Genomic DNA, 20,463 nt, shown 5'->3' on the forward strand with positions numbered 1-20,463 from the left:
TACCAAAACGCGAAAATCATGGAAACAGACTTAGAGCATCAAGGATTAAGCCGTCGCGACACAAAAGAATATGTTCTTGTTACCGGTCCGACCTCGGGGGTAGGAAAGTCTATTTGCTTGGCCCTGGCACATAGAAAATCCAATCTAGTTTTAGTAGCCCGCAACCAGGAAAAACTTGACGAGCTTCAAGAGGAGCTGAAACCGAGTGGAATCAGCACAATGATCATCAAGTGCGATCTTTCCGACTACGCGTCAGTCACCACCGCATGCGAGCAAATTATCTCAAGACATGTCCACTTGGCCGGCATCATCAGCAATGCCGGAGAAAGCCTGCCTGGGCTGTTTGGCGACTTTTCACATGAAGCCATTCAGAACCATATTCAGGCATGCGTAGGCTCCCCAAGCATTATGTTGAATTCCTTATGGAAATTACTCACGAAAAAGTCGTACATAGTTGTATTGGGATCAACTTGCTCTCTTTCGGCGGGATATGGAACCAGCAACAACTCAGTTTATTCCGCATCAAAAGCATACTTACGCTATCTCTCGGAATCTATAAGAAAAGAGAGAGGAAAGAATGTCCCTCGACTTTTGGTTGTTCATCCAGGAACTGTCAACTCCTCATTCCACCAGAGCTCAGGTTTCAACCCGTCCAAACAAAAGTGGCCTCGCGTTATCAGTTCGGAGGAGGCCGCTATGAAGATAATAAGCCTTATAGACGACGAAAGAGCTGGCGAAGTAGTGCTAGGGTTAGACAATCGTGCTGCAATCCTACTATGGCGATTAGGAATCAAAAAAACACTACTTCTTTTCAAAGGGATTAAAAATGCTCTTCAAAGGTAAATCCATGACAACAGAAAAGATCCAGCATCATGCGGAAGAGCTTCAAAAGCAAGGAGTCACAATTATCAAAGGCTTCATTAGCAAGCCTGATGCATGCGCTTTACAGTCTGAACTGAATCTTCTCGCATCAAAAAGATTTGCATTGACGCGACACGCCGCTTCTATCAGGCTGAGTGCATTAGGGCGAGTTTCATTTGATATCCCCGATGCGGCAAATACATTGCACTCTCGAAACCTACTTGAAGATGCGATAGATATATCTAGAGTTCTGAACCTAAGCATCCCTACCGAATTAGAGCCTAACTTTAAGCTGACAATGCTGAGCGCTGCTTGCGATCATGACTCAAAAGAATTGCGACTCCATTCTGATAACCTTGATCTGTGCAGTTTTGGGATGTTCAGGGCAATACTTTACTTGTCAGACAGCGATGCTCATTCAGGAGCATTTCGATACGCAGTTGGATCTCATACTGCAAAGCACGATTGCAATCACTACTACAACTCTAGAAATCATAGTTTTGATATATATGAATGCACTGGGCATGCGGGCGACTTGGTGCTGTTCAACGGATATGGCATTCACGGTAGGAATCCATGCTTGAAAAGCAGGCACAGTATTAGCTTTGAATTCTTGCCTGAGGTTATGGCAAAAAGGAACAACTCAGTATCGATTTTGCAAGGCAGGCTCACCGAGAAGGTTATTGAGAATATACGCCTTTTTTCAATTCCTTCAAACCAAGGGTCGGGGAAATTAGAAGACTCCCTAGATGGTAAGTTTTGGTGCCCAACGACACAGTATGACCGGAGACGACCGGTATTTATTGAAGGCGTAAGATTTCATTTGACTGCATCGTTTGTAACTGTTATTTCTAGATTAATTCCAATACAAGTCCAAGACAGTCTTAAATCAGCACTGTCAAAACTGCGCTAGACATGCCGTCAAAATGAACTTCGTATTAAGAGCATCCAATAGCGAGAAGCTAAGATATACAACTGCTAAGTCTTTGTCTTACACAGCCAAGATACTATTAAATACGCTTTCCCCATACATCGTATATTCGAATACTGTATCCATATCCGAAGCAACTTTTATTGTTTTTATTCTTTCAACATTTGGCTATCTGGATCTGCTTGCGCCGGGAAGACCAGTATACGCAATAAAGCGCTATAACAAGCAGATATTTAAGTCGTCTACGGTTGAGAAGCAAATTCTATTATCGAAGAGTGCTTTCAGCTGGGCATCTCAGAAGTGGTTTTTGCTTGTTCTTGCGCCAGTAATTGCCTATGGTTTTAGCTTATTATTTGGGTTGGGTCTAACTACATGGATTATGCCTATTGGCTTGATCTGCGGGGTGATGATCGCTGCAAACTTTATGCTTGGCTTTAACTTTTTGGTCTATGCACTAGGAGAGCCTTCATTCATATATCGCAAACAAATTCCGTTTGCGATCGCTTCAATATGCTTTCTGACTATTAGCGTTGTTCTTTCTGCAGATAGATCATGTTCCGCTAATTCGTATTGTGCTAATAGCCTAGGTATTTTATTTTGGCTTTTGGCGTGGATTATCTTTGGTGGTGGTCTCGTCTATTCAAGCCTCCAAGCCCGTAAAAAGTTAATTGGTGAAGGATTCTTAAATAAATCTAAGCTATCAACATTGAGTGGGGTGGGGTGGCTAAGAGAGTGCATCGTTAAAGAGCGAGAATCTTACTCATTGCGAGAGTTTTTGGCCTTACCGGCCATTAATTCATACTTGAATATGCTTTCGCTCGGCCTTTCTCCATTCGCACTCTCCTTCTTAACAAAAGAGATTGATTATAAGTCAGCAATGACATTACTGCCTCTCTTCAGTATATGGCCGGCAGTGGCAGGTTCATTATTTTATGTCAGGACATACAGAGATTTTCAGGTATCAATTCATAGTAAGAGAGAGTTTTCGTCTAAATCAAGGCAGTATCTATATTTTTATGTTTTCGTTATGGCTATGATTCTTGGTGCATGCCTAGTGATTATTCTGGCACTCAAAGGATTAAACCCTGCATATCTTGGAAGTGCTTCACACTTGGTTTTTGTGCTCATGATTGCGTATGCTCTTATACAGGTTCCGCAACTATACCTGGCGCCCCAAATGTATGCGCAATCCCAGGGTATCAAAGTAACTTTTGCTTTAACATTGACACTTGTTCTGGAAGCAGTCTTAGTAGCTCTGATGATGCTTAGGAAAACTGACCAGCCACCTCTTAACATGATTGGCTTTTTAGCAACCCTTTTCATATTGCATCTTTCCTATAATATCGTCCTTTTTATTGAACAGTATTCAATGAACAAGTTTGCCGCCCGTTGAAGCTGCTTTTCGTTTGCGGTTTTTGCAGTATGCTCACAATGTCAACACAATTAACTGCTTACCTGCTAATTAAGATCCATAATAACCTAACCTCCAATCGATGCATGGCTCTTTCGATAGCCGCCAACTATTAACGCCACAAAAGAGCCCTTGAAGATTACAGTTATTTATCATGAGCCTTCTAACTGGAGAGCTTCTAGCACAATAAAATTAACTATTGCAGATTAGTCATTGTACAACTGTGTCTTGTCTTTCAGTGAAGCACGAATACGCGCCAGAAAGATGCTTGATGATGGTTTTGGCTTAATTGTCGCTATAATCTTGGAAAGAGGCTCAGGAGCAAGTTGAATATCAATCAACTTTTATTGCGGGAAAGGTTTTCAATCCTGTCTATTTCATTTTTTCGTAATTCGTTCAACCTAGATCCCAAGTCTTTACCAGTACGAAGTCCCTCTTCCTTCATCAAGACCTGGGCAGCTATCGGTGAACGCACATGCCGCCAGCGGCCCCACCAACGCAGCAGTGAATGCCAGTGGGGGCCACGCAACGAGATGGCCAAAGCCACTGCCTCAGAACTAAGCCCAGGCGCTTCTAAAAACTCAGCCCACCACGAGGGGAGCCGTGCATCGGTCGGGACTGCGTTGAGTCGGTTCTTCAAATCCTGCAGTTGCACCAAGAGCTTGTGTTGACGGTGCGGCAACTGCAGCCGTTCCGCTAAACCCAAAGGATCAGCAGCCCCTGCAACCAGAGCCGGCAACAAAGGCACTGCCAAGCGCTGAGCCCAGTGGAGACGACCGGCCCATGAGGCATCCTGCTGCAACTGGGTGTCGAGCAGAGCCAATCCTCCTGTCTGCTGAAGCACCTGCACTGCCACCCGCCATGGCTCTCGCTGGAACAGCAGTTCCAGCTCCATGCGCAGACGCGTCCCCAAAGCCGGTGGGGCCTGGCCAGGATCATCACCAGGCAGCCAAATCCAGGGCCACTGACTCAGGGTGCTCAGGGCTTGTTGCTGAGCCGCTGTCGAGAACTGAAAGCCAAGCCGAGCCGCGTAGCGAGCCCCGCGGACCCAGCGCGTCGGGTCATCCCTAAGGCTGCTGGGGTGCAACAAGTTCAGTTGACGTGCTGACAGGTCGGATTGACCGTGGTGCAGATCAAGCAGCTCCCCACTGACGAGCTCCAAGGCCATGGCATTCACCGTGAAGTCACGGCGAGCCAGGTCATCCCTCAGGCTTCCAAGTCGAACAGTGGGGTTCTCCCCTGGTTCGGGATATTTCTCCTGGCGGGCAGAGGCGACATCCAAGAGCCAGGTGCCACCGAATTCAGCGGGAAGCTCCAGCTCCAACTCGAAGGTGCCAAACGCTCCGTGCTCTTGAAGGCTGAGGGGGATCAAGAAACCGAACTGGCACTCCAACGCATGGGGGAGACGCTGAACCAGATCAGCCGCGCGACCCTCAACGACGATGTCCAAATCGGGTAGACCGCGCCAGGGATCTTCGTGGTGGCGGTGCAGCAGGAGATCACGCACCACGCCACCGACAAGAGCGCAGCGCTCGCCAGCGGCCGCCTGAGTCAAGGCCTCCAGAAGGGGCCTGGGGACGTCAGGAATCTCCATCGCGCACCTACCTATAAGGGCTCGATCGGAGCGAGGCGCGGATCAAGGATCTTCGGCCCCATGCCCTCGAACTTGACCGCCAACGAGATCTTTTCGCCGCTCCCAAACAAATGCGTGACCTGACCTTCCCCAAAGGAGCTATGCCGCACACGGTCGCCAACGGACCAGGTCCGAGCAGGAGCTCGCCGACGGACGGCGTTCGCTGGCTGTGATGAACCAGAACCTGAACCCGGACGGTCAACACGGGTGAGCCGATCCAGCCGCTGTTCACGGCGGATGGCTGCACCGCCGCTGCGGGGAATATCGCCTTGCACCAAGGCCTCCGGGAGCTCAGAGAGGAACACAGACGGAACCGCAGGCTCTCGCATGCCGCCCCAGAGACGGCGCTCGCTGGCATGGGAGAGGAACAGACGCTCTTTCGCACGGGTTATTCCCACGTAACAGAGGCGGCGCTCCTCCTCCATCGCCGCAGGGTCCTCCAAGGAGCGGTAGCTGGGGAAAAGACCCTGCTCCATGCCCACCAAAAAGACCACGGGGAACTCCAGGCCTTTGCTGGCGTGCAACGTCATCAACGTGACCCGGTCCTGTTCCGTGTCCTTGCTGTCGGCATCACTCGCCAGGGCAGCGGACGCCAAGAACTCCTCGAGGGAGCCCTCTTCGTTTTCCTCTTGATACTGCAGTGCCGCGTTGACCAATTCGTTCAGGTTGCGGCGCCGGTCTTCCGCCTCATCCGTTCCAGCAGCGATCAACTCGGCGACGTAACCGCTCTTCTCCATGGCCAGCTGAACCAGCTCCGATGGAGCCGCGTCTTCAGAGCGTTCCTTCAGGTTGTTGATCAACTCACAGAACTGAAGCAGTCCTTTGGCTGAACGACCTCCAAGAGAGCGAACAGCCTCCGGGTCGCTAACCACATCCCAGAGCGGAATGCCGAGTTGATTCGCGGCATCCGTCAGCCGTTCAATCGTGGTCTTACCAATCCCGCGCTTCGGTGTGTTCAAGACCCGAAGCAAGCTCACCGTGTCAGCGGGATTCACCAACAATTTGAGATACGCCAGCATGTCTTTGATCTCACGCCGGTCGTAGAAGCGGAGACCGCCAACCACCACATAGGGAATGCCCCAACGCACCAGGGATTCCTCCATCGCGCGGGACTGGGCATTGGTCCGATACAGCACAGCCATATCGCCCCAGCTCAAATCCGGATGGGCCGCATCCAGAATTCGCATGCGGTGAACCACCGCTTCTGCCTCAGCTATCTCATCATCACAACGGGTCAGGGTGAGCAGCTCTCCCTCACCGCGGGTGGGCCGCAAGACCTTGTCGATACGCTCGCTGTTGTTGGCGATCAGAACATTCGCGGCTTCAAGAATGGTGGCCGTGGAGCGATAGTTTTCCTCCAACTTGACCATGGTCTGGGTGGCTTCATCGGGGGCGCCATCACCAAAGTCATCCTGAAAACCCATCAGGATCGTGAAATCAGCGGCTCGGAAGCTGTAGATGCTCTGATCGGCATCACCCACCACAAAAACCGAGCGACCAGCCCAGTCGTCAAAGACTTCAGGATCCCGGCCATCGGTCACCAGAAGCTTGATCAGGTCGTATTGCGTGCGGTTGGTGTCTTGGTACTCATCCACCAGCACATGGCGAAAACGCCGGTGCCAGTAGTTGCGAACCTGCTCGTTCTGGCGCAGCAACTGAACCGGTAGCAGCAGCAGGTCGTCGAAATCAAGTGCGTTGTTCGCGGCTAACGCACGCCGATAGCGCCGGTAGGTTTCAGCCATCAACTTGCCGCGCTGCCCGCCCGCGTCAGCTTCAAGCTGCTCTGGCATCCAACCCTGGTTCTTGGCGTTGCTGATCGCCCAGCGCACCTTCTTAGGCTCAAAACGCTTGGGATCCAGCCCCAGCTCCTGGGTGACGATCTCCTTGACCAGGCTCTGGGTATCCCCCTCGTCGTAGATCGAGAACTGACGGGTCCAGGTCAGCCCCTCTGGATCTCGGAACTTGTCGATGTCAAACCGGAGCAACCGCGCGAAGAGCGCGTGGAAAGTGCCAATCCAGAGGTCTTTGATGACCTCGCGGTAGATCCGCGAGCGCAACTGCCGCTGATCAACGGCAGCCAACGTGCTCCACGGCTGTCCAAACTGACTCTGCGCGAGCTTCTGAGCCAGAAGCAGCTCTAGACGCTCCTTCATCTCGCGAGCAGCCTTATTCGTGAAGGTGACAGCCAGCAACTCCGCTGGATCAACGCCGTGCTGCCCAATCATGTGGGCGATGCGGTGGGTCAGAGCGCGGGTCTTACCGCTGCCCGCACCAGCCACCACCAGCAATGGACCTTCATGGTGATCCACCGCCTTGCGCTGGGCGTCATTCAGACCAGCCAGAAAACTCATGAAGCCGCCTGTTGCTGCTCAAGCATCGCCAGCTCCCTGAAACTCTCAGACCGCTCTTTCAATTCGGTGTAGCTGCCGTAGGCCTTCACGCTGCCGTTGTGGAACTCGTAGATGCGATCGCAGCGCTGAACGGTACTGAGCCTGTGGGCGATGACGACCGTGGTGCAACGGCGGCCGATCACCTCGAGGGCTTCGATCACCTCCGACTCCGTACGGTTGTCCAAGGCACTTGTTGCCTCATCCAGAACCAAAAAGCTGGCCTGGCGGTAGAACGCCCTAGCCAAGGCCAATCGTTGACGCTGACCACCGGAGAGGCGCAGACCGTTCTCGCCAACCTGGGTGTGCAAGCCGTAGGGAAGTTCAGCCACAAAGTCCTGGAGCTGGGCCGCTTCTAAGACCTCCCAAACCTGGTCGGATTTGACCTGGTCAATGGGCTCCCCAAAGGCAACGTTCTCAAGAACACTGCCATTGAGCAGATTGATCGACTGGGGCACCTGAGCACAGTTGGCCTGCCAGGCCGGGACATCGAGACATTCCACTGGAATCCCATCGAGATCCAAGGCACCGCGACTGGGAGGCAGCAATCCCAAGAGGATGTTGGCGGTCGTGGTTTTGCCGCTGCCGGTACTGCCGACCAGGGCAATGCGAGAGCCCACCGGAATCGAAAGGTTGACCCCCTTCAAAACCCAGTCATCGGAATGGGGGTAGCGGTACCAGACGTCGTGAAGGCGAATGGTGTTCCGTGGGAACACACCTGCAGCAGAGGGAACACCGGGGGTTCGCTGGGTCGGGCGATCAGCTGGCAAATCGAGCAAGGCCAAGGCCCCATCCAGAAGGGGGAGTCCCCCCCGCAACTGGGTCAAGGATCGGAACGCATCCTGCAGAGGCGGCGTCAGGCGAAGGGCAGCGACGGCGATGGTGGCCAGAAAAGGCAAGATCGCCCTGACCTCGTTCTGATTTCCACTCAGCAGAGCAGGCAGGGCTCCCACCGCAAAAATCATCGTGATCCCAAAGGGCTCGATCAAGCCGCGAGGCAGATCCGGGAGCCACTCGGTCATCCAAGCGAAGCGACGCGCCTTCTCTCCAGAGACTTGAAACTGACGCTCGAAATAGGGCTCAGAGCCACTAAGTTGAATATCGCGAATCGAGCCCAAAGACTCAAATAAAATATTGGTTGATTCCGCCTCCAGCCGCATCTTCTGCCGAAAGCCATGGCGGAGCCTGGGGGTAACGCTGCTGGAGATGACGCTGTAGGCCAACACCAAGCTGACTACCAGAACAACGGCCAGCCAGCGGCCAACAAACAAGATTCCGATCGACAAGAGCACGATCGAAACAGACGCGCTAAGAATCTGCAGAATCGGAGTAACAACATTGATGGCAACGCGGTTCAAGTTGCTCAATAACTGAGAACTCAGGTCAGCCGTACTTTTACCCAAGTGATATTCAAAGGGCTGCTGCAGCAGTCTTGAATGAACTTCATTCGAGATATCCCGCCAGATTCCAGCAGAAAGACGCTGCTGAAAATACTTCAGCGAGATCTTTGACAGTGATGCTCCCCAAGCCAAGAGAATGAAGACCAGGATCATCCAGACGCTCTGGTTGATGCTGTCCCCACCAAAGACATGAATCCCCGGCAACCGATCCTCAAGATCGGAATCCACCAAGGAACCGGTCAGTCGGGCGATGACCGCGACGGAGGCCAAATCGATCACGCCGGGCACCACCGAGAGAGGCACCAACATCCACAACGCCGACCGCCGCCGCCGCGGCAAGTGATTCAGCAGGTGGCGTAGCTGATCGAGGGTTCGGCTGCGCATGCCAACAAACTATGGCTCTAAGCCAAGAGCTACGGCCTCAAACGGCCAGCCAGCGAACCGATTGGCCTGAGTTTCGCCTGCAGCAGAAGTCTCCACCGCGCTGGAGCCTTCAGCGCAGGCTCCCCGGCAAAAATCCGATCCCAGTGCTGATTGACCGCCTCGAGCGCCTGCCGCCAACGCGTCAGGAGCTCCGCCTCGTTGGCGGACGCCAAAAGAGCTGTCAGATCTGATTGATCGGGCCTCCAGGAAGCTGGATCACTCACCGCGGCGCTGATCGCCTCAAGATCTGCCGCCAACGTGCCCGATCCCAACTGGTGACCCATCCGTCCTGGATCCAAGGTGTCGGCCAACGCATGGTTGAAACTGCTGAACACCACGCATCCGCAGGCCAGGGCCTCCAAGGGGGGCAGGCCAAAGCCCTCAGTAACTCCGCGACCACGCCAGTAATCCGCCGAGTCGTAGAGCACCACCTTGGCGCTGTTGAAGAGATCCACCAGGTCATCGACCCATCCGGACTGAACCTCAACACGCAAACCCGTGGCCTGCAGCGCGGGGACCAGCTGCTTCAGGACATAGGCACTGTTCTTACGCAACTGGATGAGGACATCGATGCTGCGCTCGCCCGCTCCAGTGCGCTGTCCACGCTCGAGCCACTCGGAGCCAAGGGCATTGGGGACCAGCCAAAGCGGATTTCGTGGGGCCTGATCACCCCAGTAACCCAGGGTGTTCCGACTCACCGCCAGCACAGGCACACCAGGGGGCAAGGAAAAGCCATAGCCACTGCTGTGGGCGTGATAGGCGCAGGCATGGCCTTTGAGTTGCCGCAGCAACCAAGGAACGTCAAACCCCCAACTCACGATCCAAAGCGCAGCACCCGCTCCACCTGGGAGGGGCTCATCCCGAAGCAAATTCGCCAGAAAAGGACGACCCTGTTCTCGCTGGCGATATGTCACCACTTCAACGGGGCCCAGACCAGACAACATCCGAGCGGTCTGGAGCTCAACGAGAAGCCCGCCGCAGCGAAAGCGACCGGTCGTCCCGGGAACTAAGAAGCGAAGGGGACGCAAGGCGGGGCGACTAGGCAGCCACAGTCTCCGTGCTACCGGTGCGCTGGCGGCGGGTCAGGAAGCCGAAGAGCACTTTGCCAATCGCGGCGACGAGGTTGCCCTCCAACTCCTTGAACATGTTCATGTTCAAGTGAAACGCCTCGTTGGCTTCTTCCACAATCCGGTCGGCCATAGGCTGATCGATTGGCAGGGTGTCCATCGCGGAGCGGTAGGTGCCCTTAAAGGCCTTCTCGTCTGAGATGGCATCGAATTCATAGAAGTGGAGACCGTCGTCTCCTCCAAGGTTCATGGCCTTCTGGGCGATGTTCTTCAGGATCTGACCACCGGAGAGGTCGCCGAGGTAGCGGGTGTAGTGGTGACCTACAAGCAGCTCGGGTGACTCCTTAGCCACCTGGTGAATGCGCTCGACATAGACGCTGGCGGAAGGCGACGGCTGAATGTTCTGCTTCCAATCCGAGCCGAAGTAATAGGCCAGGTCCTTCTCAAGGGCCTCACGACGGTTCAGCTGTTCGAACGCAATCGGGGCAAGGACCGGGTTGTCTTTCAAGCGGGCGAACTCGTCCTCCATCGCCCCGTAGACGAAGTAGAGGTCGGCCACCAGCTTGCGGTAGCTGGCCTTATCCACCACGCCCTTGAGGAAGCAGCTCACGAAGCCAGTGTTCTCGGCCATGGTGTGGGACTTCTTGGTCCCTTCACGCAACTGGGCAGCAAGAGCGACAGACATGTCCTTGAAATCGTGGTCGTGCTGTGGAGCACGGTCAGGAGAATCAAAGTAAGGGGAACGTTGACGTGGATGAGCCCAAGGTTGCGAAGGGTTACGCCACGTCGGCTTCGCTCGCTCCTGGCTCAAAGAGGTCGAAGAGCTCGGCGCAGAACTGCTTGAGCTTGAGGGTCACGGACTCAACCGGCGGATGGGTCCCGGCGGGGAGCCACTCCCCCAGGGTCGTGAGCCTCCAGCGCTCACTCTCGTAGGTCAAACCTCGAATGGTGACCCCCAGAAGTCTTGGCTTGGCACTGGCAACACCTCCAGACAGGCTCAGCTGCAGAAGAAAAGAGCGGCACTGGCTGCGGGGACTCCAGCCGGGGAGATGAAACGACAGGTCAAGGGTCTGCTCATCCTCAAAGGCGCGGGTCTGCGGATCATCCCGCCAGGGACGCAAATTGGCCCGGGCATCGGGGAAGTACTGACGAAACAGCCCGGCCACAGAAGCGATCAGCTGAGCCAGCTCGAGCGATCGAGCCTGGTCGCCTGCGTTCATGCGTGCCTCCGGCTGCAGATCCCTGGTTCGCCGAAACCTAGGCTCACCTTCAGTGTTGTGCCGCAGCCATGGCGACCTTCGAGAAGCTCACCGCCCCCAAACAAGGAACGGCCATTCGCTTCGAGAACGGTCAGCCCATCGTTCCCAACGATCCAATCGTTCCCTTCATCCGTGGTGATGGCACCGGTGTTGACATCTGGCCAGCCACCCAGAAGGTGCTGGATGCTGCGATCGCAAAGGCCTACGGCGGAGAGCGACGTATCGAATGGTTCAAGGTCTATGCAGGAGATGAGGCCTGCGACCTCTACGGGACTTATCAGTACTTGCCTGAGGACACGCTAGAAGCCGTGCGTCAGTACGGCGTTGCCATCAAGGGACCTCTGACCACCCCGGTCGGAGGTGGAATCCGGTCGCTGAACGTCGCCCTGCGGCAGATCTTTGATCTGTATTCCTGCGTGCGCCCTTGCCGCTACTACGAAGGGACACCCAGCCCGCACAAGCGGCCCGAAGACCTCGATGTGATCGTTTACCGCGAGAACACCGAAGACATCTATATGGGTGTCGAGTGGGAAGCGAACGATCCAGTCGGCCAAGAGCTGCGCAAACACCTCAATGAGGTGGTGATTCCGGCCAACGGCAAGCTCGGCAAGCGCCAGATTCCCGAGGGTTCAGGCATCGGCATCAAACCCGTCAGCAAAGACGGCAGCCAGCGCCACATCCGCAAGGCGATCCAGCACGCCCTGCGGATGGAGGGCAAAAAACGCCACGTAACGCTCGTCCACAAGGGCAACATCATGAAATTCACGGAAGGCGCCTTCCGTGATTGGGGTTATGAGCTGGCGACGACGGAATTCCGTGCTGACTGCGTCACGGAGCGAGAGAGCTGGATCCTGGACAACGCCGATCAAAACCCTGGACTGAGCATTGAAGCCAACGCCAAAATGATCGACCCGGGCTACGGCAGCCTGACGCCCGAAAAAAAAGAAGCGATCTGCGCTGAGGTGCAGGGCGTAATCGATGCCATCGGAGCCAGCCATGGCGGCGGCAAGTGGAAGCAGATGGTGATGGTCGATGACCGCATTGCCGACAGCATCTTCCAGCAGATCCAAACCCGCCCTGCTGACTACTCGATCCTGGCCACCTTGAACCTCAACGGTGACTACATCTCAGACGCCGCTGCAGCAGTGGTCGGCGGCTTAGGCATGGCCCCTGGCGCCAACATTGGCGACACCGCCGCCATTTTCGAAGCAACCCACGGCACCGCGCCAAAACACGCGGGCCTCGATCGCATCAACCCCGGTTCAGTGATCTTGAGCGGGGTGATGATGCTTGAGTACATGGGTTGGCAGGAAGCCGCTGATCTCGTCACCAAAGGAATCAGTGCTGCCATTGCCAATCAAGAGGTCACTTATGACCTGGCACGACTGATGGAACCGCCTGTGGAACCGGTGAGCTGCAGTGGTTTTGCCGAAGCTGTGATTAAGCACTTCTAGAAGCAGACATTCAAAAGACAGACCTCAATTGGCCGGGTCTTGCGTAATGCGGGAACCAGGAAAGATATCTAAAAGATCGAATAGATAAACGGCGCAACAACAGACCCCTGGGTGAACACAAGAAGCGAGCCCATCAAGACAATCGTGATAATGAGAGGGGCCAGCCAATACTTCTTACGGACCTTGAGGAAGTCCCAGACATCTTTGAGTAGATCCAAGAAGGCTTCCATCGTTCAATCAGAAAATGCGGGTTAAATCAACAGACTTGTGCTTAGTCTGTTCGCGGTAGGACTGAAGCCCTGCGCGCTTGCGTTTCAAAGGATCGTAGCCGGTCAAACGCATGACGTAGGCGATGGGCTGAAGCACAAAGAAAAAAACCGCTCCAAGAATCAAGTGACTATTAACCCAACCCAAGATGTGGCCGAGCTTCATCCAGGCTTGGTAAGGCCATTGAAGTGCTCGGGGAGCGAACAAAGCCAACGTCAGACTTGGCACTCCTATGAGAAAGGGCCAAAGAGGTTGGTGATGGCCTTTGAGAGCCGGAATCAACCAACCAAAGACGACAGGAAAGACGATTCCCAGCAGGATTCCGAAGTCACGGAGCTGCTTTTTGGAGAGATGTGATGACTGCGACATGATTAATCGAGTTCAAACTCCTGCTTCCAACTTTCATCAGCCTCATCTTGAGGCTGCTCGTCCTTCAACAACAGCTGGTTCTGAAGCACCAGCACATCCATCTCCGTCCGCATAAAACAGCGATAAGCATCCTGGGGAGTGCAAACAATAGGTTCTCCGCGAACGTTGAACGATGTATTCACCAGGGTCGGACAACCCGTTCTGCGCTGGAAGGACTTGATCAGATTGAAGTAGCGAGGATTGGTTCGATCCGACACAGTCTGGACGCGTGCTGAGTAATCGACGTGCGTAATGGCTGGCAGAGATGAGCGCGGAACGTTGAGCTTTTCGATTCCAAAAAGCTTGTCCTGCTCTGCTGTCATGGGCTGGCAAAGCTCTTTCTTGACCGGCGCCACAAGAAGCATGTAAGGGCTTTTGGCATTGAGCTCAAACTGATTCGAGACTTCCTGTTCAAGGACAGATGGAGCAAAAGGGCGGAAGCTTTCACGGTACTTAATTTTCAAGTTCATCACGCTCTGCATCTGCTGATTGCGCGGATCGCCGATGATTGAACGTGCACCTAGAGCGCGCGGTCCAAATTCCATCCTGCCGTTGAACCAGCCCACCACTTTTCCTTGATCCAGAAGTTCGGCCAACCGATCAAAGAGGAGCGGGTCCTCAAGTGCATGGAATGGAGCCTTAATGCTGGTGAGGTAATAGCAGATTTCGGAATTCGAAAAGGCCGGACCGAGATAGGTGCCCTTCATGGCATCGCCAGCCACCGGTTGGCGACTGGCTTTGAAGTGCTGGTGCCAAGCCACCAGTGCAGCGCCAAGGGCTGAACCCGCATCGCCACTGGCCGGCTGAATCCAGATCTGATCAAAGATGCCCTCTTGGAGCAATTTCCCATTTGCAACGCAATTGAGTGCGACACCTCCTGACAAACAAAGGGCCGTCGCGCCCGTTTCCTGGCGGAGGGTCTGCGCCAGTTTCAGGACAACCTCTTCGGTGACCACCTGAATGGATGCAGCCAAATCCATATGGAATTGGCTGAGCTCGGTTTCTCCTTTACGCGGGGGACGGCCGAATAACTTGTGAAACTTCCGGCCCGTCATACGGAAACCGCGATGAAACTTGAAGTAACTCAGATCCAAGCGGAAAGTCCCATCTGACTTGATATCAATCAGATGGGACTTAATTTGATCGACATAGTGCGGCTCACCGTAGGGAGCCAAGCCCATCAGCTTGTACTCGCCTGAATTAACCTTGAAACCGCAGTAGTAGGTGAATGCCGAATAGAGCAACCCCAGCGAGTGGGGAAAATTGATCTCCCAGAGAGGACTGAGTTCGGAGCCATCACCCCGCCATGCCGAGGTGGTTGCCCATTCACCGACACCATCCATGCAGAGGACTGCCGCCTTCTCAAACGGGCTGGGATAAAAAGCTGCTCCAGCATGGGAAAGGTGGTGCTCACTGAAGAGCAGCTCAGGCTGCTTGGCATCAGGCTCACCGAGGGCCGCTACTTGTTTTTTCAGCTCAGTCTTGAGAAAGAGTTTTTCTTTCAACCAGACCTGCATCGCTGCCACAAACGAGCGCCCGCCTCGGGGAGCAGCACCCAGATAGGTCTCAAGAAGACGTTCAAACGTCAGCAGTGGCTTTTCGTAGTAGACCACTGCCTCAATATCGCTCAGCTTCAGACCCTGAGACTCAAGGCAATAACGAGCTGCTGACGCAGGAAAGGCAGAATCGTGCTTCTTTCTGGTGAAGCGCTCTTCTTGCGCTGCTGCAACAACTTCACCATCAACCAGCAGAGCTGCGGCACTATCGTGATAGTAGGCAGAAATCCCAAGGATATTCATACTTTTGAGCGCCTATTGGCCAAACCTAGGCGACAGCTTGAGCTCCTCAGCCAGGACACGTGCCAATTGCCGATTGGCGGCAGCCGATGGGTGCCCATCGCCTGGCGTAATCCAAGTGCCCTCGTAGCACTGCTCTAAGGACAGGACCTGATGGGTGTCGAGCACCTTCACACCCAGAGCTCGAAGCCCATTGCCGAAATCAACCGATTGCTGATCGACCGAGCATCCATAGCGGCCATCGGCCGCAGGGGTTCTTGCCGGCGAGAGGGTCTCATTGACCACAATAAAATCAGCTCCCCTGGCTACCGCCTTCGCCCGCATTCCCACGATCAATTCAAAATGCCGGCGCTGATTGCGCCGCTCCGTTAGAGCACGGTCCCAAGTTTGCGCCATGTCCCTTGTGAAGGGCTCAGCTGAATTGGACAACGTCTGCAAAATATTGCTTGCAGCGTTGTGAAAACCCCAACGCTTTCCGCAGCGTAAAAAAGAGCCTTGGTACTGAGGTTTTCCCTCAGCGCTCAACTGATAGCAGGGTCCATGGCGATCCCAGGAATAACGACCACTGGCACGATTGGCATGATCACCGATCATCCGATAAACGGCGAGATCAACCGGTTGATCACCAATACGCTTTTGATAGGTGACTGGGTCATCCAAAAGGCGATAGGCCTGATGGGTGCCGTAGCCATGCATCCCAGCATTGACCACAGGTCGCCCAGCAGCCATCGAAAACAATGAGGGCAAGGTCTCCTGGTCGTTGAGTCCCTCACCAAACATGAACGACCCTCCTAAGAAGACAACCAGGGGTTGAGCGAGCGGATCAGAAGGTTGAGAAGAAGCACGATTCCCGCGTTCATCAAATGAATAGACGACGTCATAGATCGTCCGCCCAGACGTCTGGCCCAGCAACTTGGCCTTGAGGGGTTGTAATCCGTTGCGGTAGCGATAGCCGAGTGATTCCTCAGGGCCACTCACCCAAGCCCCTTCTGAGGCACTGGTTCCGTAATCAGCAACATGCTTGCCCGGCTCATCAATCACCAGAACCTGTTGCATGGGCTTTGGTACTGGTTTCTGTGACGCCTGATCACCGTCTTTCCGAGTCGCCACAGGCGCTGGCGGTCGCACAGGCACTGATGGACGTGGCTTCAGCGCGTCAAACCAACCGCTCCGGGCGGCATTCACGGCGGAGAAGGCCAATCCAGCCATAACTGCCGTCATGCCAAGGATCAGAGTGCCGTCCCGCGCAGATTTCCATCGCCGCAGCCACCACACCTGACTGAAGGCCAACAACGACAACCCCAGAAGCAGCAGCGGAAGCGTGAAGGCCAAGTTCAGCGCCGCTGATGTCGCAATCGCCGACAACAACAGCAACAGTGCCAACAAGCCAGGGCGGCGTGACATTGAATATCCAAGTTCGATCGCGACGCGGAAGGTTACAGGGATGGGCTCAGCCGCTACCGATCCCTGCGTGCACTGTGGTTTCTGTTTACCCACCTGCGCGAGTTACCGCGTCTTCGGTACGGAGATGGACTCCCCACGGGGACGCATCCATGCGCTCAAAGCGATTGACAATGGAGAGCTCGCGCTCGATCAACAGGTCGCAGCCCATTTCGACACCTGCCTGGGCTGCCTCGCCTGCGTCAGCGCCTGTCCTTCGGGTGTGCGCTACGACGAACTGATCGAAGCAACCCGGCCCAAGCTGAACGCTCCGGAACTCAGAAATCCATGGCAGCGGAGTTTCCGCAAGCTGTTGTTCTCCCTGCTGCCGTACCCCAACCGCCTGCGGCCACTGCTCTTGCTGCTGCGGAGCTACAGCGGCTCGGGTCTTCAAAGCTGGGTGAGGCGCAACCGCCTGCTGCGGGTGCTGGGACCAGAACTGGAAGCGATGGACAGGTTGCTGCCCGAGCTACCCAAGACCTCAGAAGCAGCACCTTTCCCCAGCGTCGTGGCCGCCCAAGGACCCAAACGCGGACGGGTGGCCTTGGTACTTGGCTGCGTTCAACGGGTCTTTGACCCTGATGTGAACCAAGCCACCGTTGCTGTTCTCAGCGCCAATGGCTTTGAAGTCATCATCCCTGAGCAACAGGGCTGCTGTGGAGCTGCCACCCATCACCAAGGAGAACTCGAGCAGACCAAAAGGTTGGCGCGCGATCTGATTCAGGCGTTCAAGACCAGCGAACCCGTGGACGCCGTTCTGATCGCCGCCTCAGGCTGCGGCCACACCCTGAAGCAGTACGGCCAAATCCTCGCTGGAGAAGCCCAGGCCTCCTTTGACGCACCAGTCAAAGACGTCCATGAATTCCTCAGCGAAGTGGGCCTGGCGCCCTCCTTTGCAGAGCAACTCACGCCCCTGACCCATGCGGATGGATCCCCCGCCAGTGCCGAGCGACCGTTGGCGGTGGCCTTCCACGACGCCTGCCACATGATCCACGGGCAAGGGATCAAGGCCCAGCCCAGAGAGCTCCTGAAGGCCATCCCCCATCTCGCTCTCAAAGAAGCGTTGGATGCAGGGGTCTGCTGCGGCAGTGCCGGCATCTACAACTTGGTGCAACCCGAGGCGGCCGCCGAATTGGGTCGGATGAAAGTCACGGATTTGGCGCAAACCGGGGCGAGCCTGGCCGCCAGCTCCAACATCGGCTGCACCCTTCAACTGCGTCAGCACGCCCCAGCCACGTTTGAAGTCCTTCACCCGATGCAGCTGCTCAGCCGCAGTTTTCGGGCAAGCCCTTGAGCTGTTTCAGCACCTGCCCCACCAACTGCTGAGGATGGGGCAATTGATCCATGTCCGGGCTCGCCAGCGCCGAAGAGGTGCAGAGCTCAGCAATGGCCTGGGCGAAATCGGCGGCATCACCGCTGCGATGGACCCGGCCGCGTTCGGAGGGTTCCACGAGATCAACAGAGGAGCCCACCTTGTCGCTGCAAATCACATTCAGCCCAAATTGCTGAGCCTCATTGACCACCAATCCCCAGGTCTCCCCTTGGATCGAGGGCAGCACAAGAGTGTCCGCTAGCGCATAAAAACGGCCAAGTTGCTGCTGATTTTGAAAGCCCATCCCGCGCCAACGACCAGGAATCACGGCTTCCAGTTCAGCCTCCAGGGCTGCTCTCAACTCACCATCGCCAACCACGACCACCAGGATTGAATTCAATCGAGGGTCGGCTGTTAGGTGCGCCAGGGCCTGGGGCAGGAGCAACGGATTTTTGACCGGGCTGATCTTGCCGACGTACAGCAACACATGATCCCCGGGCTGAATCTGCAAGTCGCGCCGGAGTTCCTGACGCTGCGGCTTCCATTCGGCCACCTGCGCCGCAAAGAAATCCACATCGACCGCATAGCGAGCCAGGCTCTGCTTTTCGAGGGGAATGCCTAAGCGCACGTAGTGCTGCTGCGAGCGGGTGCCGATCGGGAAGACGTGTCGAAAGAGTCCATACCAACGTTTCAGGACCCGATCACGCAGGAAGCCCTTTACCCCAGAGCGCTCGAGGGCGTGGTCCGTCGTTTCAGCCCGCAGCCAAAGCGTCTGCCCTGCCTGGGCCAACAGAAGGGTGGTGAACTGAATGAACCGCGGGGAGTAGCTAAAGACCAACACCGCATCGGGCTGAAACGCCTGGATCTGCGCTGCTGCTTGGCGGGCAATGGGCCAGGCACCGCTGGTGGAGCTCAAGGCCTGCAGGGGTGCCTTACTGGCGAAGCTTGAGGGAAAACCTTCGATCGGATTGCTATCCCAGGCAAACGTCACCCCGAAATCAGGGTCAGCGCTGGCCTCTAAGCCGTGGTCGCAGCCGTAAACCACCAGCAACTCCACCTCAGGGTCAGCAGCCAAGCCTTGAAAGATCGGCTTGAAGTACTGGATCGGATGGGTGACCAGCGCCGCCAGCCGACGCTTCGTTACCGCCATTGGATCAAACCCAGCAAGGATTTCGCCAGCAAGCTGGAACCCGCTCGCAGCAGGATCCAGAGATCCAGGGGCGCCGATCCCCGGGCCAAGTAATACAGATCGCGGCCCAATTCCCAACGCAAGGCATCGACCTCCTGGGGTGCTGGGCCCGAGATTCGACCCCAACCGGTCATCCCAGGCTTGATCAAGAGCCTGAGCTCAAAACTCTCATCCAAATCACGCAAATGGTTCTGCTGCTCGGGGCTCACCGGCCTCGGGCCCACCAGACTCATCTCACCCCGCAGCACGTTGAGAACTTGAGGGAGGGCCGCCAGGCCTGTGCGCTCCAGCCAGCGGGACCCACCAAAGCGCCACTGACCGAAGACCTGGCCATCAATGCCAGCGCAGGGCGACTGCACCATCGCGACCTTGGAACTCAGATGGGCGAGCACCAGCAGCGTGGCCAAGGCGGGTAAGGCTGCGCTCGCCAAAAGAAGATCCACCAAGCGCTTGAGCCGAAAGCGCTGGGGTGAACGCGGACCGGACAAGCGCTCCAGCTGTTCTGTCCAATCCAACTGTTGAAGCAGGCCAGGCGGGTAGCGCTTCAAGTGATGCAGAGCCCAATCCGCTAGGGGACGAATCACCACCCCCTGGCGTTGCCAGCGCAAGAGCACCTCCTGGTCCTCAGCGATCACCGAGCCGCGGCCAACGGCAACGCCTTGAAGCTTGAGCAACTCAGGCAGGAAATCAGGAATCGGGGCTGCACCAGACAGGGGCCGCCATTCCACGGCCGCCGGCACATCGCAGCCACCCTGCTCCAGCTCCTGGGACAACACCCGTCGTTCTTGTTGCTCAGCCAATACCAACCAACGCTGCTGGGGCTGCCAAAAATGACTACTGCCTTGAAGGCCATGCAGGAGCAAGAGGCTGCAGCCACCGCTCAACAGCACCGGAATCAGGAAGCCGCGGCCAATGGATGCATCCAGGCTGAGGCCCGAGACCACGTAGCTGACCACAAGGATCAAAACCACCGCGACGCAGGCGGAGAGATAACGGTTGAAATGGTCTTGAACCGTCAGGGTGCGGCGGGCGAGGCCGGCATAGGCGCCAAGCAACCACTGCAGAAAGACCAACAGTGGAATGACAATCAGCGGCCCCTTACTGATCTCCGGCTCCACGCCAAAGCGCAGCTGGTGAAATCCCACCCAAAGGGCGAAGATCAAACCAGCGTCCAGGCCAGCCCAAGCCAGCGGTTTCGGCAGCTGCACTCTGCTTGGCATCGCCG

At 55.8% G+C, this 20,463-nt stretch carries 17 protein-coding genes; 5 read left to right on the top strand and 12 right to left on the bottom strand.

From position 1 onward, the window contains the following. Positions 1-18: 18 nt before the first annotated feature. The 3 genes from ACLM42_RS11165 to ACLM42_RS11175 all read left to right on the top strand — a co-directional run bounded on the left by ACLM42_RS11165 (position 19) and on the right by ACLM42_RS11175 (position 3,185). On the top strand, positions 19-843 hold the full coding sequence (locus tag ACLM42_RS11165; RefSeq protein ID WP_415400173.1) for an SDR family NAD(P)-dependent oxidoreductase: 825 nt from the start codon (positions 19-21) through the stop codon (positions 841-843). A gap of 4 nt (positions 844-847) precedes the next feature. Next, positions 848-1,774 carry a hypothetical protein gene (locus tag ACLM42_RS11170; RefSeq protein WP_415399128.1) on the top strand — a complete coding sequence of 309 codons (927 nt, stop codon included), beginning with the start codon at positions 848-850 and terminating at the stop codon, positions 1,772-1,774. Between the two features lie 73 nt (positions 1,775-1,847). Beyond that, complete coding sequence (locus ACLM42_RS11175) at positions 1,848-3,185, top strand: hypothetical protein (RefSeq protein ID WP_415399129.1); 1,338 nt, start codon at positions 1,848-1,850, stop codon at positions 3,183-3,185. A gap of 355 nt (positions 3,186-3,540) precedes the next feature. Here the strand turns inward: ACLM42_RS11175 and ACLM42_RS11180 are convergent, their stop codons facing one another. The 6 genes from ACLM42_RS11180 to ACLM42_RS11205 all read right to left on the bottom strand — a co-directional run bounded on the left by ACLM42_RS11180 (position 3,541) and on the right by ACLM42_RS11205 (position 11,333). After that, positions 3,541-4,797 (bottom strand): CCA tRNA nucleotidyltransferase, encoded by a 1,257-nt coding sequence (locus tag ACLM42_RS11180; RefSeq protein ID WP_415399130.1) that lies wholly within the window; start codon positions 4,795-4,797, stop codon positions 3,541-3,543. A gap of 11 nt (positions 4,798-4,808) precedes the next feature. Next, positions 4,809-7,187, bottom strand: a complete 2,379-nt coding sequence (locus tag ACLM42_RS11185; protein WP_415399131.1) for a UvrD-helicase domain-containing protein — start codon at positions 7,185-7,187, stop codon at positions 4,809-4,811. Further along, complete coding sequence (locus ACLM42_RS11190) at positions 7,184-9,007, bottom strand: ABC transporter ATP-binding protein (protein ID WP_415399132.1); 1,824 nt, start codon at positions 9,005-9,007, stop codon at positions 7,184-7,186. The genes ACLM42_RS11185 and ACLM42_RS11190 overlap by 4 nt, the downstream gene beginning before the upstream one ends. Positions 9,008-9,036: 29 nt before the next feature. Then, on the bottom strand, positions 9,037-10,074 hold the full coding sequence (locus ACLM42_RS11195; protein ID WP_415399133.1) for a glycosyltransferase: 1,038 nt from the start codon (positions 10,072-10,074) through the stop codon (positions 9,037-9,039). Between the two features lie 10 nt (positions 10,075-10,084). Then, positions 10,085-10,798 (bottom strand): heme oxygenase (biliverdin-producing), encoded by a 714-nt coding sequence (locus ACLM42_RS11200; RefSeq protein WP_415399134.1) that lies wholly within the window; start codon positions 10,796-10,798, stop codon positions 10,085-10,087. A gap of 91 nt (positions 10,799-10,889) precedes the next feature. Continuing rightward, the gene (locus ACLM42_RS11205; protein ID WP_415399135.1) at positions 10,890-11,333 is read right to left on the bottom strand and encodes a hypothetical protein; all 444 of its coding nucleotides are present in this window, start codon (positions 11,331-11,333) and stop codon (positions 10,890-10,892) included. Positions 11,334-11,401: 68 nt separating this feature from the next. Between ACLM42_RS11205 and ACLM42_RS11210 the strand changes: the two genes are divergently transcribed. Further along, positions 11,402-12,826, top strand: a complete 1,425-nt coding sequence (locus ACLM42_RS11210) for an NADP-dependent isocitrate dehydrogenase (RefSeq protein ID WP_415399136.1) — start codon at positions 11,402-11,404, stop codon at positions 12,824-12,826. 68 nt (positions 12,827-12,894) lie between these two features. Here the strand turns inward: ACLM42_RS11210 and ACLM42_RS11215 are convergent, their stop codons facing one another. From ACLM42_RS11215 to ACLM42_RS11230, 4 genes are read right to left on the bottom strand one after another with little or no spacing between them, the layout of a single operon-like run. Continuing rightward, positions 12,895-13,056 carry a DUF5989 family protein gene (locus tag ACLM42_RS11215; protein WP_247909660.1) on the bottom strand — a complete coding sequence of 54 codons (162 nt, stop codon included), beginning with the start codon at positions 13,054-13,056 and terminating at the stop codon, positions 12,895-12,897. Between the two features lie 7 nt (positions 13,057-13,063). Further along, entirely contained in the window at positions 13,064-13,462 is a 399-nt protein-coding gene (locus ACLM42_RS11220; protein WP_415399137.1) for an SxtJ family membrane protein, read from the bottom strand. Between the two features lie 2 nt (positions 13,463-13,464). Then, entirely contained in the window at positions 13,465-15,300 is a 1,836-nt protein-coding gene (locus ACLM42_RS11225; protein ID WP_415399138.1) for a carbamoyltransferase, read from the bottom strand. Between the two features lie 12 nt (positions 15,301-15,312). Next, entirely contained in the window at positions 15,313-16,701 is a 1,389-nt protein-coding gene (locus tag ACLM42_RS11230) for a hypothetical protein (protein WP_415399139.1), read from the bottom strand. A gap of 40 nt (positions 16,702-16,741) precedes the next feature. On the opposite strand from ACLM42_RS11230, the gene ACLM42_RS11235 reads away from it, so the two are divergent. Then, entirely contained in the window at positions 16,742-18,031 is a 1,290-nt protein-coding gene (locus ACLM42_RS11235; RefSeq protein WP_415399140.1) for a (Fe-S)-binding protein, read from the top strand. Here ACLM42_RS11235 and ACLM42_RS11240 read toward each other — a convergent pair. Both ACLM42_RS11240 and ACLM42_RS11245 read right to left on the bottom strand, forming a co-directional pair. Then, entirely contained in the window at positions 18,003-19,199 is a 1,197-nt protein-coding gene (locus tag ACLM42_RS11240; RefSeq protein ID WP_415399141.1) for a glycosyltransferase family 4 protein, read from the bottom strand. The two genes, ACLM42_RS11235 and ACLM42_RS11240, sit on opposite strands and share 29 nt — an antisense overlap. Continuing rightward, positions 19,190-20,458 (bottom strand): sugar transferase, encoded by a 1,269-nt coding sequence (locus ACLM42_RS11245; protein ID WP_415399142.1) that lies wholly within the window; start codon positions 20,456-20,458, stop codon positions 19,190-19,192. The genes ACLM42_RS11240 and ACLM42_RS11245 overlap by 10 nt, the downstream gene beginning before the upstream one ends. Positions 20,459-20,463 lie beyond the last annotated feature (5 nt).

This window comes from Synechococcus sp. W4D4 (assembly GCF_047716805.1).
In the GTDB taxonomy this organism is placed as follows: domain Bacteria; phylum Cyanobacteriota; class Cyanobacteriia; order PCC-6307; family Cyanobiaceae; genus Vulcanococcus.